Origin of the sequence: Microbacterium sp. (assembly GCF_035687345.1) — a bacterium.
Taxonomy (GTDB): Bacteria; Actinomycetota; Actinomycetes; order Actinomycetales; family Microbacteriaceae; genus Microbacterium.
Genome location: NZ_DASRXZ010000060.1, coordinates 18,685 through 34,212, shown reverse-complemented (window position 1 = coordinate 34,212; position 15,528 = coordinate 18,685). Strand labels below are relative to the sequence as shown.

The window sequence follows — 15,528 nt, the reverse complement described above, 5'->3', positions numbered from 1 at the left end:
ACCCCGAGACCCGTGAGCCGATCGGGCGCCTGCGCCACGTGCTCGGCCACGAGGCGGTTCGCCTCCTGCGCGATCCACACCGCGAGGCCCTCCGGCGCCCACGGGTAGAAGTGGTTCGGCGACACGCTCACCCACTGCCGGTCGACGCCCTGCGCGTCCATGTCGGCGAGGCGCACGGCGAGGTCGGTGAGCTTCGGGATGCGCGCGCCGACCATCGCTCCCGAGATGCGCTGGCTCTCGGGACCGTGGCGCTTGAGCTCGAGCGCGGCAGCCTGCGCGACCCCCTCGGGCGCACGGCGCTCGACCTCGGCGTGCAGCGTGGGCAGCAGCAGGTGGGCGTGGACGTCGACGACGGTCATGCGGGCTGCGCCATCTGCTGGGCGATGCCGAAGATGAGGCCGCCGGCGTCGGCGTCGCGGTCTCCGTCGATCTGCCACTGCGCGAGCTGGACGGATGCCTCCACCACCGCCTTCGCGCGGGGCAGGCGCCGTGCGTGGAACGCGTCCCACAGCTCCTGGTCGACGGCGTCGCCGGTCGTGAGCAGCTCGGTGAGCACGAGCGCATCCTCGAGGCCCTGCGCCGCGCCCTGCGCGATCGTCGGAGGGCACGAGTGGGCGGCGTCGCCGATGATGACGACGCGGCCGCGGTTCCACGGCGCCTCGACGATGTGCTTGGTGAACCACGTGTAGTTCGCGTGCGCGCCCTTCTCGAGGTCGGCGCGGATCGCGTTCCACGGACCGTCGTACGCGCGCGACTCCTCGAGCATGATGCGCGTCGCCTCCTCGTCGGAGACGCCGAAGCGGTCCTGCGCCTTCTCGACGAGGAACGCGTACATCGTGCCCTCACCCGTCGGGGTGTAGCCGGCGATGTAGACGGGCCCGCCGTAGTACAGCTCCGTGCGCTGCACCTCGGCCGGACGAGAGACGAACGCGCGCCAGATGCCCATGCCGTTCGGCTCGGGCTTCGTCTCGATGCCGAGCGCGTCGCGCACGGTCGAGTTGAGGCCGTCCGCACCGATGAGCAGGTCGTACATGCCCGCGGGCTCGTCGTCCACGGAGACCTCGACCGCGGCATCCGCCGTCTCGGCGAAACCGGTGACCTTCGCCCCGAACCGGACGTTCGCGCCCGCGCGCTGCGCGTGGTCGAGCAGGATCCGGGCGAGCGCGGGGCGCGGCATGCCCATCGCGGCCGGATAGTCGGGGCCGCCGGTCTTGACGTCGGGAAGCTCGGCGACGATCGGCGCGCCCGGGCCGGGCGCGCGCAGGTTGAGCCCCTCGAACGCGAAGCCCGCGGCACGGATGTCGTCCCACGCGCCGAGCGCGTCGAACACGCGCAGGGCGTTGCCCTGCAGCGAGATGCCGGAGCCGAGCGCCGTCAGCTCGGGCTTGGCCTCGAACACGTCGACCTCGACGCCCGACTTCGCGAGCTGGATCGCCGCGGCCAGGCCCACGGCGCCGGCTCCGGCGATGGCGACCTTGTTCACTGCGGTCATTTCTCAGAACCTCCCTGTTCTGGTGTCGTTTCGTCTCGTCGCGCGCGCGGCGCGCAGGTCAGGCGGCGCTCTCGGCGACGCAGCGCACGACCTGCGTGCCGAGTCCTTCGATCGTCCCCGTCATGACGTCGCCGTCGCGCAGGAACCTCTTCCAATGCTGTCCGTTGCCTGCGGGCGAGCCCGTCAGCAGCAGGTCGCCCGGCAGCAGCGGCATGTTCCACGAGGCCCCCGAGATGAGCGCGGGGATGTCGAAGAGCAGATCGCTCGTCGACGCGTCCTGCATGACGTCGCCGTTGAGGTCGAGGCGGACCTCGAGATTCGAGCCGTCGACGAACGGCGCCGGCACGAAGAACGGCCCCGTCGGCAGGAAGCCCGGGGCGTTCTTGGCCCTGTACCAGTCCGTGCCGATCTCCTTCATATCCTTGCGGAACACGAGGTCGCGCGTCGTGATGTCGTTGACGATCGTGTAGCCGGCGACGTGGTCGAGCGCCTCCTCGCGCGAGACGCGGAACGCCTCGCGCCCGATCACGACGGCGAGCTCCAGCTCCCAGTCGTGCACGTCGCTGTACGCGGGCAGCACGAGCGGCACGTCGTCGCCGACGACGCACGCGGGCAGCCCGATGAAGAAGTACGGCTCGCCGTTCGCTTTGCGCTCGTCCATGAGCTTCGCCGCGAACTCGCGCGCCTCCTCCGGCGTCCGGTCGGAGTCCTGCGTGAGCCCGGCGACCACGAGCTCGATCACGTGCTGGCGGTAGTTCGCGCCCGTCTGCAGCACCTGCCTCGGCTCGACGGGAGCGGTGAGGGTGACGCCGGCGAGCGGATGCCAGTCGCCGTCGCCTTCGGCGAGCGTTGCAAGACGATCCCAGTCGGGCGCCGCGAGGAAGTCGTTGAGCGTCGGCGCGCCGAGCTCGTCGGGGGTGAGCGCACGCACGCGCTCACCCGCCGCGAGTCCGAGCCGGATCGCCTCGCCGTCGCGGAAGCGGACGAGGGCGAAGGGTGCGGGTGTCGTGCTCGCCATGTGTCCGGGTCTCAGCCCTGTCCGTGCTTCGCGTGCGGGTTGAGCAGCGCCGCGCGGATCTCCTCGGGCACGCCCTCCTCCGTCGCACTCGGGCCGTCGGCCGGCGGGAACGACTCCGTCATCGACATCGGCATCGCTCCGTTGCGGTACATGTTGTTCGATCCCTGCGACGGCCGCCACGTGTTGGCCTCCCAGTCGGGGACGTAGTTGCGGTAACCGCCTGTGTTGAGCTCGATGCGCAGACTCGAAGGCTCACGGTAGTAGAGGAAGTTCTGCTCGCCGATGCCGTGGATGGACGGACCGTACTCGATCGCGATGCCGTTCTCCATGAGCGTGTCGGCGGCGATCAGCAGCTCCTCGCGCGTGTCGACCCAGAACGCGTAGTGGTTGATGCGCCCCGCGCGGGTCGAGCCGTCGCGGACGACGCCGAGATCGTGCGACTTCTCGTTCGTCGTGAGCACCGAGAAGACCGAGATCGGGGCCTCGTCGAGGACGGTCCGCGCCATGAAGCGGAAGCCGAGCACGTCGACGTACCACTTGACGAACTCGTCGACGTCGCTCGCGGCGACCGTGACGTGGTCGAGCTGGCGCGGAGCGCCGGCGACCTTCGACCGCTTCTCGGGACGGTCGGGGAAGATCGAGGCCTCCGCTCCGCCCGCCTGGTGACGCGTGACATCCCAGTGCAGGGTCATCGAGTGGCCGAAGGGACCCGTGAACCGGTACGCGCGGCCGATCTTGTGCACGTCGTCGAGCCATTCGCCCTGGACGCCGGCGGCCTCGATGCGCTTCGCGGCCTCGTCGAGCGCCTCGGCGCTCGTCGTGCGCCAGGCCATCGTGTGCAGCGAGGGCTCATCACCCGGGACGATCACGAGCGAGTACGCGTAGTAATCGCCCCAGCAGCGCATGTACGCCGTGCCGTCGACGCGGTCCACGACGGTGAGGCCGACCTGCTCCTCGTAGAACTTCACCGACGCCTCGACGTCCGGCGACGTGACGGCGATGTAAGAGAGGTGCGAGAGCAGCTTGATCATCTTCGATCCCTTTCCATCAAGCGTTTCGGGTGTGATCCCTGCGTCCAGCATCCGTCCGCGATCATCATCAGGGAAGCCGAATTCGACAATGCGGAGTATCACCTGTGTTTATATGCTGAAACGACCCGACTCACCCGCGAAGGAGACGCGACGCCGTGTCCGACCACCCTCCGCTCTCGCGCCTCGATCTCAACCTGCTCGTCGCCCTGGATGCGCTGCTCACCGAGCGCAGCGTGACCAGGGCGGCCCAGCGGCTGCATCTGAGCCAGCCTGCGCTCAGCGCATCGCTCGCGCGACTCCGCACGCACTTCGGCGACCCGATCCTCGCGCGCCGCGGCAACACGTACGAGCTCACACCGCTCGCGATCCGGCTCACCGAGTACACCTCCGCGGCACTCGAGTCGGCGCGCCGGGTCTTCGACGCGCAGGCCGGCTGGTCACCAGAGGACTCCACGCGCGAGTTCTCCATCTTCGGCTCGGACTACAGCTTCGCCACGATCGGCCGTGCGGTCTCACGCCTCGCGGCCGAGCGGGCGCCCGGCGTCCGCTTCCGATTCATGCTCCACAACCCGGCGATCATCGACGACATCGACACCCGCCTGCGTTACGTGGACGGGCTGCTCATGCCCCACGGATTCCTCGACAACCTCCCGTACGCCGATATGAGCAAGGACGACTGGCTGATCGTGGCGTCGGCCGACAACGCGCGCGCTGCGGACGGCATCACGATGGAGCTCATCGCCGAGTCTCCGTGGGTCTTCACGTATCAGTCGAGGACGGCGTTCACGTCGGCGAGCCGACAGCTGCAGCAGCTCGGCATCGAGCCCCGGATCGCCGCCGTGGTCGAGAGCTTCCTCACGCTCCCCCTCTACGTCGCGGGCACCGACCGGCTCGGACTCGTGCAGGCCGGTCTGGCACCGATCATCAGCGCGCCCGGCGACATCGTGCTGCACAAGCCGCCGTTCGACGCCACGCCCATCCAGAACGCGCTGTGGTGGCATCCGGTCCACGATCGCGACCCGGAGCACGAATGGATGCGCGCACTGTTCGCCGAGGCGGCGAACAGTGCGCGCAGCTGAGGATCAGGCTTCGACGGACGCCCGCGAGCGTGCCCGCAGGGCGGCGCCGACCGCGAGACCGACGATCGCAGCGGCGACGCCGACGACTCCGACGCCGATCGCGAGCGCACCGGTCACGCCCCCGAGGATGCCCATGAGGATCGGGGTCAGGAACTGACCCAGGTAGAACGCGGCCGTCCACCAGCCGGTCACACGACCGCGCTCCTCGAAGGCGGTCGGAGCCACGACCCACGTGAGCAGCGACGGGAGGAGGAGGCCGGAGCCGTACGACGCGATGATCGCGCCCACGATGATCCCCACCAGTCCCGGAACGAACCAGATCACGAGCATGCCGACGGCCTGGAGGCCGAACGCGAGCGGCAGCAGCACGCTGTGCGGCAGCTTGCCCATGCGAGTGAACGAGATGCCACCGATCGCGGTCGCGAGGGAGGCGACGGCGGCGACTGCGCCGATGATCCCGGTGTCGGTGGCGGCGACGCCGGTGCCGACGACCAGATAGCTCGCTTCGATGATGAGCACGTAGAAGCTGAATCCTCCGAACACGCTCACCAGCAGGCGCACCCAGATGCGCCGCCACGGCGTGCGCACCTTGACGCCCTGCGCCACGTGCGTGTCGGTCGGGTCGCCCTTCGGCTCCCACAGCGCGAAGATCATCGGCACCGCGATCGCGATGCTGATCGCGTAGACCCAGAACGGCGTGTGCCAGCCGGAGACGCCGAGCGCCCCGCCGAGAGCGATGAACACCGTCGCGGCGAGCGTCGTCGTCACGGTCTGCAGGCCGAGGTACTTGTTCCGGCGCTTCGGCTCATGGAAGTAGTCGACGATGAGCGTCGTGCACACCGTCATGATCGCCGCCTCGCAGACGCCGACGAGGACTCGGCTGAACAGGATGGCATTCAGGTCCTCGAGCCATGCCGGCGCCGTGCCCGCGAGCGCGTAGGCGAACATCGTGATGATCAACAGCGTCTTGCGGCCGAGCCGGTCGACGATCTGCCCCGCGAACGGCGCGAAGATCGCGATGACGAGAGCCGGGATCGCGACGATCATCGGTACGAGCACTTCGGCGCCGGGGACGCCTGCGAAATGCTCGGACAGCTGCGGCAGGACGGGGGTGATGAGCACCGAGCCGAGCACGGGCATGCAGCTTCCTGCGAGCAGCAGGATTCCCTGCAGCGCTCCGGCGCGACGGGTGGTGGAGGATGCCTCGGGTGTGGTCGTACTGGACATGGAACTCCTTTGTTCCCCGCCATCGAACCGCGATCACCGGCTATCGGTGAAGCCGAAATCGCTTATGCCGCGCATCGATCCGGTTTATGCCCCGCGCATCGGTCGACCGCATCGCCGACGGTGGTTACGATCGCCACGGAGGCATCCGCATGACCCCTCGCGAATCCGTCGATCTGCCCGGCTTCGAGCACAAGAACCCGATCCCGGCGGCGAGCCGAAAGGGACCGTTCGTGTTCTCAGGCGCGTTGACGGGCCGCGACCCCGTGACGGGCGAGCTCCCCGAGGCGCTCGACGACCAGGTCGCGAACGTCTTCCGCCACGTGCGTGCACTCATGGCCGAGGTCGGCGGTTCGACCGACGGCGATCCTCGGCGACGACTGAGGCACGCCGTCGTCGCGCTGCTTCCGCGGAGCGAGCTGCTCTCGCCCGACGTGACGTCGCGCACGCAGCGGGCTGATTCACCGGTCGTGTCGCGTGCCACCCTTTCCCGCACCCGCCCGTCTTCAGTAGCGTCTGGCCATGGCCGAGTACAGGGACGAGCTCGCCCCGGTGTTCACGCGCGCCGGCGAAGCGAGCGTCGGGAACCACGATGTCTTCCCCGCGCACGAGATGCTGCCCGAGACCGCGTACCAGATCGTGCACGACGAGACGATGCTCGACGGCAACGCGCGGCTGAACCTTGCGACCTTCGTCACGACCTGGATGGACGAGCACGCGAACCGCCTCTACGCCGAGACGTACGACAAGAACATGATCGACAAGGACGAGTACCCCTCGACCGCGGCGATCGAGGAACGGTGCTGGCGGATGCTGGCCGATCTGTGGCACGCCCCGAGCAGTGCCGGCGCCATCGGCACGTCGACGACCGGGTCGTCCGAGGCGTGCATGCTCGGCGGGCTCGCGCTCAAGCGGAACTGGCAGAACGCGCGTCGGGCGGCGGGCAAGCCGATCGACAAGCCGAACCTCGTGATGAGCTCGGCCGTGCAGGTGTGCTGGGAGAAGTTCTGCAACTACTGGGACGTCGAGCCGCGCTTCGTGCCCATCAGCGAGGACCACAAGGTGCTCGACGGCCACGACCTCGCGTCGTACGTCGACGAGAACACGATCGGCGTCGTGGCGATCATGGGCGTGACCTACACGGGCATGTACGAGCCGGTCGCCGAGATCGCGAAGGCACTCGACGAGATTCAGGCGTCGACCGGGCTCGACGTCCCGATCCACGTCGACGGAGCGTCGGGCGCGATGATCGCGCCGTTCCTCCAGAAAGACCTCGTGTGGGACTTCCGCCTCGAGCGGGTCCACTCGATCTCCACCTCGGGTCACAAGTACGGCGGTGTCTACCCGGGCGTGGGCTGGGTCGTGTGGCGCGAGCGGAAGTGGCTGCCCGACGACCTCGTCTTCAAGGTCAGCTACCTCGGCGGCGAGATGCCGACGTTCGCGCTCAACTTCTCACGGCCGGGTGCGCAGGTGGTGCTGCAGTACTACCTGTTCCTGCGGCTCGGGCGCGAGGGCTATGCGCAGGTGCAGAAGGACGCGCAGGACGTGGCGCTCTTCCTCTCCATGGGCGTCGCCGGAATCGGCGCGTTCGAGCTGTGGAACGACGGCTCCGACATCCCCGTCTTCGCGTGGCGGCTCAAGCCCGGCCACACGAAGAACTGGTCGCTGTACCACCTGTCGGACCGTCTGCGAATGAAGGGGTGGCTCGTCCCGGCGTACCCGATGCCGGACGACCTCGCCGACATGACGGTGCAGCGCATCGTCGTCCGCAACGGGCTGAGCATGGATCTGGCCGGCGAGCTCCTCGAAGACATCCGCACCGAGACGGCGTTCCTCGACGGCCTCACCTCGACGATGCCCGCGGAGGGCGAGACGCACGTGTTCCACCACTAGCGCGTGGTCGTCTCGGGGATTCGCCCGTTCCAGAGGTACGGCGGATTCCCGCGCACTCCCGGCCTGACGGTGAACAGCCGTCCCGACAGGGGACTGGCGCGCAGCTGCTCAGCGGTCAGATGCTCGGTCGCCGTCGTGATGACGAGGGTGTCGAGCTCGGGACCGGCGAACTGGACACACGTCGTGTGCGGAGCCGGGACGTCGATTCGGGCGGCGATCCGCCCGTCCGGCGAGATGCGCAGGATGCACCCTTCGCCCCACATCGCGACCCACAGGTGGTTCTCGGCATCCGTCGTCATCCCGTCCGGGGCGCCGTGCTCGAGCTCCATGAAGAGCTCACGGCTGCCGGTCGCTCCCGTGGCCGGGTCGTACTCGCGCACGTGGATGCGCTTGCTCCACGTGTCGATGCTGTAGAAGCGGCTGCCGTCGGTCGACCACGCGAGTCCGTTGGAGAGCGTGAGGTCGTCGTCGAGCACAGTCGCCTCGTCGCCGTCGACCCGCATCAGGAGCTCTTCTCCCGGACCCAGCGTGCCGACGACGAAGCGTCCCCGCGGATCGGGCTTGCCGTCGTTGAAGCGACGGTCGGCCCCCGAGACGAGCCTCTTCCCCGCACGGATCGCACCGTCCACCGACCGGTAGTACAGGCGATGCGCACCGGCGACGACGAGCTCGCCCGTCTCCGCGACGGCGACTGCTCCGGCGGTGTCCGGGAAGTCGTACCGCTCCTCGGCCCGGATGGTGCCATCGGGTCTCAGCCGACCCGAGTGCACGGTGCCGCTCATGATGTCGACCCACAGGACCCTGTCGCGGATGCCGTCCCACACCGGACCCTCGGCAAGGTAGTGCGACACGTCGGTCGCCGGCCGTGCCGTGCCGGCAGAGGGCACGTCCTCGTAGTGGTGCGTCACCGCCATGGTCACTCGACGATGACCAGTTCGCGGGTCGTGTTGTTGAACCGACGCCCGCCGTTCTCGGTGACGGTGACGATGTCTTCGATGCGCACGCCGAACCGCCCCGTGAGGTAGACCCCCGGCTCGATGGAGAAGCACATGCCCGGCATCATCGGGCGCTCCTCGCCCTCGACCATGTACGGCGGTTCGTGGGTGGTCATGCCGATCCCGTGACCGGTGCGGTGGATGAAGGCGTCGCCGTACCCCGCCTCCGTGATCACGCGGCGAGCGACGCGATCGATCTCCTGACACGCGATGCCCGGCTGCACCGCCTCGAACGCGGCCTGCTGAGCCGCGCGGACGATGTCGTGCACCTCGCGCATCTGCGCGGCGGGTTCGCCGACCGCGACGGTGCGCGTCGTGTCGGAGCCGTACCCGTGCATGAGTCCGCCGAAGTCCATCACGACCATGTCGCCCTCGGCGATCGTCCGCTCGCCCGCCTCGTGGTGCGGGTTCGCGCCGTTGGGCCCGGATGCGACGATGGTGAAGTCGACCTGCTCGTGGCCGAAGTCGCGCAAGAGGCGTGCGAGGTCGGCCGCGACATCCGTCTCCCTCCTTCCCGCGAACGAGAGGTTCACGACCTCTTGGAACGCGGCATCCGCCGCTGCGCCCGCCGCCTCGAGGCGCGCGAGCTCATTGGCGTCCTTCACCGCGCGGAGCATGGGGAGCCGCTCGGTGATCGCGAAGTACCGCGTGTCCGCGACCCGTCGCTGAAGCCCGAGAAGGTGCATGGCCCACGTCGAGTCCGACACGGCGTACTGCGCTCCCGGTCGCAGCAGCCCCGCGGCGACGTCGTAGGGGTCCTGGCCGTCGCGCCAATCGCTGATGGAGAGTGCGGGTGCGCCGACCGCGGAGTCCAGGTCGGGCCGCTCGAGCGTCGGCACGAGCATCCGCGGCTCGGCGTCGGTGCTCAGCACGAGCAGCGTCAGCCGTTCGGTGATCGCGGTCGGGCTGTAACCCGTGAGCCACAGCAGGTCCGGCCCGGGGGTCACCAGGAGGCCGTCGAGCCCCTCCGTGACGGCGTCCTCCACGGCGCGCTCCATGCGCGTTCGGAAATCCTCGGTGGTGAACGGGACGGGAGCGGCGTTCATCGCGCACCTCCTTCGGTGTGGGTCGACGCTGCCGGTCAGGATACGCGTGACCGCGGGACCTTAGTACCGCGCCCGCGGATGGCACCGACCTACCGTGGGTCGCTGAGGTCCCGACCGATGGAGGGGGAACGACCATGAGGATCCTGGTGGCCTACGCGAGCAAGTACGGCGCGACGCAGGGCATCGCCGAGCGACTGGGCGACCGTCTGGGCGAGCGCGGGCACGAGGTCAGCGTCCGCTCGTGCATGGACATCGACGACGCATCCGGATTCGACGCGTACATCGTGGGCTCGGCGGTCTACGCCTTCAACTGGCGCAAGGGCGCGAGGAAGTTCGTGGAGCGCCACGCGGCGGAGCTCTCGGCCCATCCCGTCTGGCTCTTCGCGAGTGGCCCCCTCGGCACCGACGTCGTCGACAAGGACGGCAAGGACGTGCTGAAGGAAGCGGAGCCGAAGCAGTTCGCCGAGTATGAGGGGCTGCTCGGTCCGCGCGGCAAGAAGGTGTTCCGAGGCGCATACGACCACGAGCAGTTGCGCGGGGCCGATCGGATGGTCGTGTGGATGCCCGCGGTCCGCGACCTGCTCCCGAACGGCGACTTCCGCGAGTGGCATGAGATCGACGCGTGGGCGGATGCGATCGCCGACGAGCTCGGCACGCCTGTCGGGTCCGTCGAAAGAGCACAGACCTGAGTCGGGAGGCGAGAGGATGAGACGCCTCCCCGTCCGGATCGTGCTGGGCGCACTGATCTTCGTCGCCGGACTGCTGCTCCTGCTGGAGGCGACCGGAGTGATGAGGACTTCCACCCTCTGGGCCGCGCTCCTCGCCGCGGGCGGCGCGGTCTTCTGGTACGTGTTCTTCGCCGACCGGGCCGCCTGGTGGGCGGCGCTTCCCGGCGCGGCGCTCGCGGGCGCCGCGATCGCGACGATCGTGCAGCTCGACTCCGCCGGCGTCGGCCGGTGGGCCGAGGTGCCGTTCCTCGGCGCGCTCAGCCTCGGGTTCTGGGCGGTGTACCTCCGCGACACCGCCAGATGGTGGGCGCTCATCCCGGCCGGCGCACTCCTCACGGTCGCCGTCGTCGCTGGCGTGACGGGAGTCGTGGGCGCGTCGATGGCCGGTGCGATCTTCCTGTTCGGGCTCGCGATCACGTTCGCGCTCGTCGCACTGCTGCCCGGCGGCGCCGGACGTCGCGTTTGGGCGTGGGTGCCCGCCGCTGCTCTCACGCTCGTCGGGGTCGTCATCCTCTTCGGCGCGGGCGAGTGGTTCGTCGTCCTCAACTACGTGTGGCCCGTGCTGGTCATCGCGGCCGGCGTGTTCGTGCTCTGGCGCGCGTTGCGGGGAGGCCGTGACTCGGAGGACCGCGAGCCGGCGGGCTCCGACGGGCAGGTCCCCGAAGACACGCAGCGCTGAGCTGAGATCCGCACGGTTTCCAGGTTCGCGGGCACACGGACGCGCCAGCCGAGCTGCCGCTGCAGGCGTGCGCGCCGCGGAATCGACGGGCACCCTGGCGCGGCTCCCGCGACGGTGAGACACTTAGACCAGCGGTCGAACCGATGGTCTAAGAAGGTGTGACGTGAACATCCTCATCGCGGGGGCAGGCATCGCCGGGCCCACGCTCGCATATTGGCTGCTGCGCGCGGGGCACGAGCCGACGCTTGTCGAACGCGCGCCTCACTTGCGCGAGGGCGGGTACGTCGTCGACTTCTGGGGCACGGGTTTCGATGTGGCCGAGCGCATGGGCATCGTCCCGCGACTGATGGACGAGGGGTATCACGTCCGCGAGATGCGCGAAGTGTCACGCACCGGTCGACGGATCGCGCACCTGGATCCGGTGCGCGTCATCGAAGGCGCCGCGGGTGGCCGGTACGTCACCGTCGGCCGATCCGATCTCTCGCGAGCCGTCTACTGCGCGCTGGAGGACGGCGCAGAGACGATCTTCGGTGACTCGGTCCGGGCCCTCGACGACGACGGCACCCGCGTGCGGGTTCGGTTCGAAAGCGGGGCGGAGCGCGAGTTCGACCTCGTCGTCGGTGCGGACGGGCTCCACTCCCGCATCCGCTCGCTCTCGTTCGGCCCCGAGAAGCAGTTCGAGCGCTCCCTCGGGATCACCGTGGCCGCCTTCGACCTCGAAGGCTTTCGACCGCGCGAGGAGCTCATCGCGGTGACTCACACCGAGGTCGGTGCGCAGATGCTGCGGTTGGCACTCCACGACGACGCCACCATGTTCTGCTTCATCTTCCGGCACGAGGGCGACGTCCCGATCGACGATGTGGCCGAGCAGCAGTCGTTGCTGCGGCGTCGACTGCACGGAATGGGCGGCGAGGTTCCCGGCGTCCTCGAGCAGATGCCGCGGGCGCGCACGTTCTACATGGATCGGGCGAGCCAGATCCGGATGCCGCAGTGGTCGAAGGGCCGCGTCGCGCTCATCGGCGATGCGGCGGCTTGCCCGTCGCTGCTCGCGGGCCAGGGATCCGCGTTGGCGATGGTCGAGGCGTACGTCCTCGCGTGCGCGCTCCACGAGACGGAGGGCGACCACCGGGCGGCGTTCGGCGCATATGAGGATCGGCTGAAGTGGGTGGTCGGCGACAAGCAGGATGCGGCGATCGGACTCGGTTCCGCGTTCGCCCCGCGCAACCGCGCCCAGCTCTGGCTCCGGACGGCGGTCATCGCCCTCATGGGCGTCCCGCTCGTGTCGCGGCTCGCAATGGGACGAAGTCTGCGCGATCCGATCGAGCTCCCGCCGGCGCCGACCGGTTGAATGGTCGCATGCCGCGCCCGCGTTTCCGCCGACTCACTGACGAGCAGCAGACGAGGATCCTCGACGCCGCGCTCGACGAGTTCGCGGCCCACGGCTATCGCGGGGCGTCCTTGAACCGCATCATCGCGAACACCGGGGTCTCCAAGGGCTCGATGTACTACTACTTCGACGGCAAGGAGGACCTGTACACGCACGTCATCCGTGACGGCCTGGAGCAGCTGCTCGCCGAGGGTGGGGGCGTGGCGCTCCCCGCCCCCACCGACCCCGACGCCTTCTGGGCGTCGCTGGAGTCGCAGTACCTGCACCTCATGCGCAGGCTCGCCGCCTCTCCGCGGCTCGGCGCCGTGCTGCGCGACTGGCTGTCCGGCACGGGGATCCCCGCACTGAGCTCCGCGCAGCACGAGGCCGAGCAGGAGGCGATGCCCTGGCTCACCCAGACTCTCGCGACGGGCCAGGCGATCGGCGCTGTTCGCACCGACCTGCCCCCGGACCTCATCATCGCCCTGGCGATGGGCATGGGGCAGGCGATCGACACCTGGCTCATCACACGTCCACCCGACGACGAAGGGCTCGAGAACGCAGTGCGCGCCCTCATGAGCACCATGCGGCGGGCGCTCCAGCCCTGACCGACCAGGCGGTCGAAGACGAACGCGCAACCGCATGTCGATTCCGGTCGGTCCCGTTCGACGCTTCAGTGAGGGCGTCCACCGCGCCCCGACGAGAGGATCGACCGATGAACGAGTACTTCTTGACCATGCCCCACGACTCCGAGACGGAGCCCACCATGGCCTCGATGCAGGAGAGCGACCCCGATGCGCTCGCCGCGGTGATCGCCGCGGTCGAGGAGTTCAACACCGCACTGAAGGAGTCCGGCGTGTGGCGCTACGCAGGCGGACTCCACCCGCCGTCGACCGCCAAGACCGTCGACGCGTCGTCGGGCGACGTGCGCGTGCTCGACGAGCCGTTCGTGCAGGCGCCCGCGTACGTGGGCGGATTCTGGGTGATCGAGGCGCCCGACGAGGCGACCGCGATCGAGTGGGCCGCGCGCGCTTCGCGCGCCGTGCAGTCGCCCGTCGAGGTGCGTGCGCTGCAGTAACCGCGAGCACATCGACCAGGCGGGATGGATGCCGCACGGAGTCCCGGGGGCTGGAGAGCGTCTTTTCGGGTCTCGGCGACCGTCGCCTAGACTCCCCTGGAGTCTCCCCCAGACGGACGACCCCGTCCCCAGGTACGACGCCGTCTCCCCAGTAGCGGGCTCCCCACCCGCCGTTCATCGGAGTGCATGTGGTCCGAATGCAGCCGAGCACCGATACCGCCGGCATCCGCACGCGCGCGGCCGCCCGTGCGCAGCAGCGGCGCCGGCGCTCGATCATCCTCCTGAGCATCACCGGCGCCCTCGTCGTCGCGCTCGTCGTCGTGCTGAGCGTCGTGTTCATCCGCGGGGCCGCCGGCGAGTCCGGCCAGCCGCAGGAACCCGCAGTCGCGGGTGACTGCCTGCCCGCGAGTCTCGACATCACGGCCGACCCGGTGGTCGCCGGCGCGCTCGAGGCGATCGTCGCCGACATGGCGGGCGATCGCTCCGACTGCCCGGAGACGACCATCACGACTGAAGACAGCGCGGTCACCGCGGCCGCCCTGGCGCAGGGAACCGCTCTGGAGTTCGATGTATGGGTCCCCGACTCGTCGATGTGGCCGGCGCGCGTCTCCAGCCAGCGCGAGCTGGCGGGCGCGGATGCCCCGGAGCTCATCGTCAGCGATCCCATCGCGAGCACGCCGGTGGTCTTCGCGGCGACCGACCCCACCGCGCGTGCCCTCGGCGCCGAAGCCGGGTTCGCAAGCCTCGCCCAGGGTGCGGTCGCGGCCGTGCTGCCCGACCCGTCGTCGGCGTCGGCGAGCGCCGCGGCCCTGCTCGCGCTGCAGACCGCGGTCGGCGGCGACGCACGCGCGTTCACCGGTCTCGTACTCGGCCTCGACGCCGAGGCCGTGGTTCCCACGACGGGCGACGCGCTGGCCGCGGCATCCGCTGCGGCCTCGCCCACCGTCGCCATCACGACCGAACAGGCCCTGTACGCCGACAGCGACGCCGCTCCGCTGGTGCCGATCTACCCCGTGGACGTGAAGCCCACCGTGACGGTGTCGCTGGTGACGGTCGCGGATGCCGCAGGCGACACTCTCGAGGCCGTCGACGCGCTCACCGCGGCGGTCGCCGACGCGAGCGACCTGCTCGCCGAGCACGGCCTGCGTTCCGCCTCAGGCGCGGCGCTCACCGACGGGGGCAGCGCCCCCGACGCCGTGACAGAGCCCACTGACGGCGCGAACCATGCCGAGGCGCTGCGCACGTGGGAGATCCTGACCGCGCCGTCGCGCATGCTGGCCCTCAACGACGTGTCGGGGTCGATGGCGCAGCCCGCGACCGCCGACATGAGCCGGATCGATCTGTTCGAGCAGGCGGCCGTGCGCGCGATCGACTCGATGTCGGACGAGTCCTCGCTCGCCATCTGGGTCTTCTCGAGCCGTCGGAACGGAGGAGAGGACTGGCAGGAGATCGTGCCGTTCGGATCGCTCGGCGACCCGGCGCACAAGCAGCTCACGATCGACACGGCGAACTCGCTCGACAGGTTCGTGGGCGGTGGGACCGGACTGTACGACAGCGTCCTCGCGGCGGTGAAGTACATGCGCGAGACCTACGTGCCCGGGCAGGTGAACCTCGTCCTGCTCAACACCGACGGCTACAACGAGGAGGACGACGGCCTCGACCTGCCCGGCCTCCTCGCCGAGCTCGAGAAGCTGCGGGATCCGTCGAAGCCGGTCGCGGTGATCGCCATCGGCTACGGCCCCGACACCGACCAGGCCGCGCTCGAGGAGATCGCCGCCGCCACCGACGGCGCGGCGTATCAGGCGCTGCAGCCGACGGACATCGGCACGGTGCTCGTCGACGCGACCACCCAGCGAGGCTGCCGTCCCGACTGCGGCTGAGTCCGCTGCGACGCCCGCA

The 15,528-nt window shown here is 69.7% G+C and carries 14 protein-coding genes and 1 pseudogene; 8 read left to right on the top strand and 7 right to left on the bottom strand.

The features are described 5' to 3' along the window. From VFF97_RS07365 to VFF97_RS07350, 4 genes and pseudogenes are all read right to left on the bottom strand, one after another. Nucleotides 1–359, bottom strand: a pseudogene (locus VFF97_RS07365) (amidohydrolase); the annotation flags it as partial. Then, nucleotides 356–1,492, bottom strand: a complete 1,137-nt coding sequence (locus VFF97_RS07360; RefSeq protein WP_325032843.1) for an FAD-dependent monooxygenase — start codon at nucleotides 1,490–1,492, stop codon at nucleotides 356–358. The gene VFF97_RS07360 and the pseudogene VFF97_RS07365, both read right to left, overlap by 4 nt. A 58-nt stretch (nucleotides 1,493–1,550) precedes the next feature. After that, complete coding sequence (locus VFF97_RS07355; RefSeq protein WP_325032842.1) at nucleotides 1,551–2,510, bottom strand: fumarylacetoacetate hydrolase family protein; 960 nt, start codon at nucleotides 2,508–2,510, stop codon at nucleotides 1,551–1,553. Between the two features lie 11 nt (nucleotides 2,511–2,521). Then, complete coding sequence (locus VFF97_RS07350) at nucleotides 2,522–3,541, bottom strand: VOC family protein (RefSeq protein WP_325032841.1); 1,020 nt, start codon at nucleotides 3,539–3,541, stop codon at nucleotides 2,522–2,524. 155 nt (nucleotides 3,542–3,696) lie between these two features. On the opposite strand from VFF97_RS07350, the gene VFF97_RS07345 reads away from it, so the two are divergent. Next, nucleotides 3,697–4,620, top strand: a complete 924-nt coding sequence (locus VFF97_RS07345) for a LysR family transcriptional regulator (protein ID WP_325032840.1) — start codon at nucleotides 3,697–3,699, stop codon at nucleotides 4,618–4,620. A gap of 3 nt (nucleotides 4,621–4,623) precedes the next feature. On the opposite strand, the gene VFF97_RS07340 is transcribed toward VFF97_RS07345, so the two are convergent. Next, nucleotides 4,624–5,847 carry an MFS transporter gene (locus tag VFF97_RS07340; protein WP_325032839.1) on the bottom strand — a complete coding sequence of 408 codons (1,224 nt, stop codon included), beginning with the start codon at nucleotides 5,845–5,847 and terminating at the stop codon, nucleotides 4,624–4,626. Between the two features lie 519 nt (nucleotides 5,848–6,366). Here VFF97_RS07340 and VFF97_RS07335 point away from each other — a divergent pair. Next, a complete protein-coding gene (locus VFF97_RS07335) occupies nucleotides 6,367–7,737 on the top strand; it encodes a glutamate decarboxylase (RefSeq protein WP_325032838.1) in 1,371 nt (456 codons plus the stop codon). On the opposite strand, the gene VFF97_RS07330 is transcribed toward VFF97_RS07335, so the two are convergent. Together VFF97_RS07330 and VFF97_RS07325 are read right to left on the bottom strand one after the other, a co-directional pair. Next, nucleotides 7,734–8,651 carry an SMP-30/gluconolactonase/LRE family protein gene (locus VFF97_RS07330; protein ID WP_325032837.1) on the bottom strand — a complete coding sequence of 306 codons (918 nt, stop codon included), beginning with the start codon at nucleotides 8,649–8,651 and terminating at the stop codon, nucleotides 7,734–7,736. The genes VFF97_RS07335 and VFF97_RS07330 overlap by 4 nt on opposite strands. 2 nt (nucleotides 8,652–8,653) lie before the next feature. Continuing rightward, a complete protein-coding gene (locus VFF97_RS07325; protein WP_325032836.1) occupies nucleotides 8,654–9,778 on the bottom strand; it encodes an aminopeptidase P family protein in 1,125 nt (374 codons plus the stop codon). A gap of 134 nt (nucleotides 9,779–9,912) precedes the next feature. Between VFF97_RS07325 and VFF97_RS07320 the strand changes: the two genes are divergently transcribed. From VFF97_RS07320 to VFF97_RS07295, 6 genes are all read left to right on the top strand, one after another. After that, entirely contained in the window at nucleotides 9,913–10,467 is a 555-nt protein-coding gene (locus VFF97_RS07320) for a flavodoxin domain-containing protein (protein WP_325032835.1), read from the top strand. Nucleotides 10,468–10,483: 16 nt separating this feature from the next. Next, the gene (locus VFF97_RS07315) at nucleotides 10,484–11,185 is read left to right on the top strand and encodes a hypothetical protein (protein ID WP_325032834.1); all 702 of its coding nucleotides are present in this window, start codon (nucleotides 10,484–10,486) and stop codon (nucleotides 11,183–11,185) included. Nucleotides 11,186–11,348: 163 nt separating this feature from the next. Then, nucleotides 11,349–12,533 (top strand): FAD-binding domain, encoded by a 1,185-nt coding sequence (locus tag VFF97_RS07310; protein ID WP_325032833.1) that lies wholly within the window; start codon nucleotides 11,349–11,351, stop codon nucleotides 12,531–12,533. A gap of 8 nt (nucleotides 12,534–12,541) precedes the next feature. After that, a complete protein-coding gene (locus VFF97_RS07305) occupies nucleotides 12,542–13,159 on the top strand; it encodes a TetR/AcrR family transcriptional regulator (RefSeq protein ID WP_325032832.1) in 618 nt (205 codons plus the stop codon). Nucleotides 13,160–13,266: 107 nt separating this feature from the next. Next, nucleotides 13,267–13,629 carry a YciI family protein gene (locus VFF97_RS07300; protein WP_325032831.1) on the top strand — a complete coding sequence of 121 codons (363 nt, stop codon included), beginning with the start codon at nucleotides 13,267–13,269 and terminating at the stop codon, nucleotides 13,627–13,629. 188 nt (nucleotides 13,630–13,817) lie between these two features. Then, complete coding sequence (locus VFF97_RS07295) at nucleotides 13,818–15,509, top strand: hypothetical protein (RefSeq protein ID WP_325032830.1); 1,692 nt, start codon at nucleotides 13,818–13,820, stop codon at nucleotides 15,507–15,509. Nucleotides 15,510–15,528 lie beyond the last annotated feature (19 nt).

Coding starts and splice junctions, on each gene's coding strand:
- VFF97_RS07360 (WP_325032843.1), bottom strand. CDS start 1,492: ATGACCGCAGTGAACAAGGTCGCCATCGCCGGAGCCGGCGCCGTGGGC.
- VFF97_RS07355 (WP_325032842.1), bottom strand. CDS start 2,510: ATGGCGAGCACGACACCCGCACCCTTCGCCCTCGTCCGCTTCCGCGAC.
- VFF97_RS07350 (WP_325032841.1), bottom strand. CDS start 3,541: ATGATCAAGCTGCTCTCGCACCTCTCTTACATCGCCGTCACGTCGCCG.
- VFF97_RS07340 (WP_325032839.1), bottom strand. CDS start 5,847: ATGTCCAGTACGACCACACCCGAGGCATCCTCCACCACCCGTCGCGCC.
- VFF97_RS07335 (WP_325032838.1), top strand. CDS start 6,367: ATGGCCGAGTACAGGGACGAGCTCGCCCCGGTGTTCACGCGCGCCGGC.
- VFF97_RS07330 (WP_325032837.1), bottom strand. CDS start 8,651: ATGGCGGTGACGCACCACTACGAGGACGTGCCCTCTGCCGGCACGGCA.
- VFF97_RS07325 (WP_325032836.1), bottom strand. CDS start 9,778: ATGAACGCCGCTCCCGTCCCGTTCACCACCGAGGATTTCCGAACGCGC.
- VFF97_RS07320 (WP_325032835.1), top strand. CDS start 9,913: ATGAGGATCCTGGTGGCCTACGCGAGCAAGTACGGCGCGACGCAGGGC.
- VFF97_RS07315 (WP_325032834.1), top strand. CDS start 10,484: ATGAGACGCCTCCCCGTCCGGATCGTGCTGGGCGCACTGATCTTCGTC.
- VFF97_RS07305 (WP_325032832.1), top strand. CDS start 12,542: ATGCCGCGCCCGCGTTTCCGCCGACTCACTGACGAGCAGCAGACGAGG.
- VFF97_RS07300 (WP_325032831.1), top strand. CDS start 13,267: ATGAACGAGTACTTCTTGACCATGCCCCACGACTCCGAGACGGAGCCC.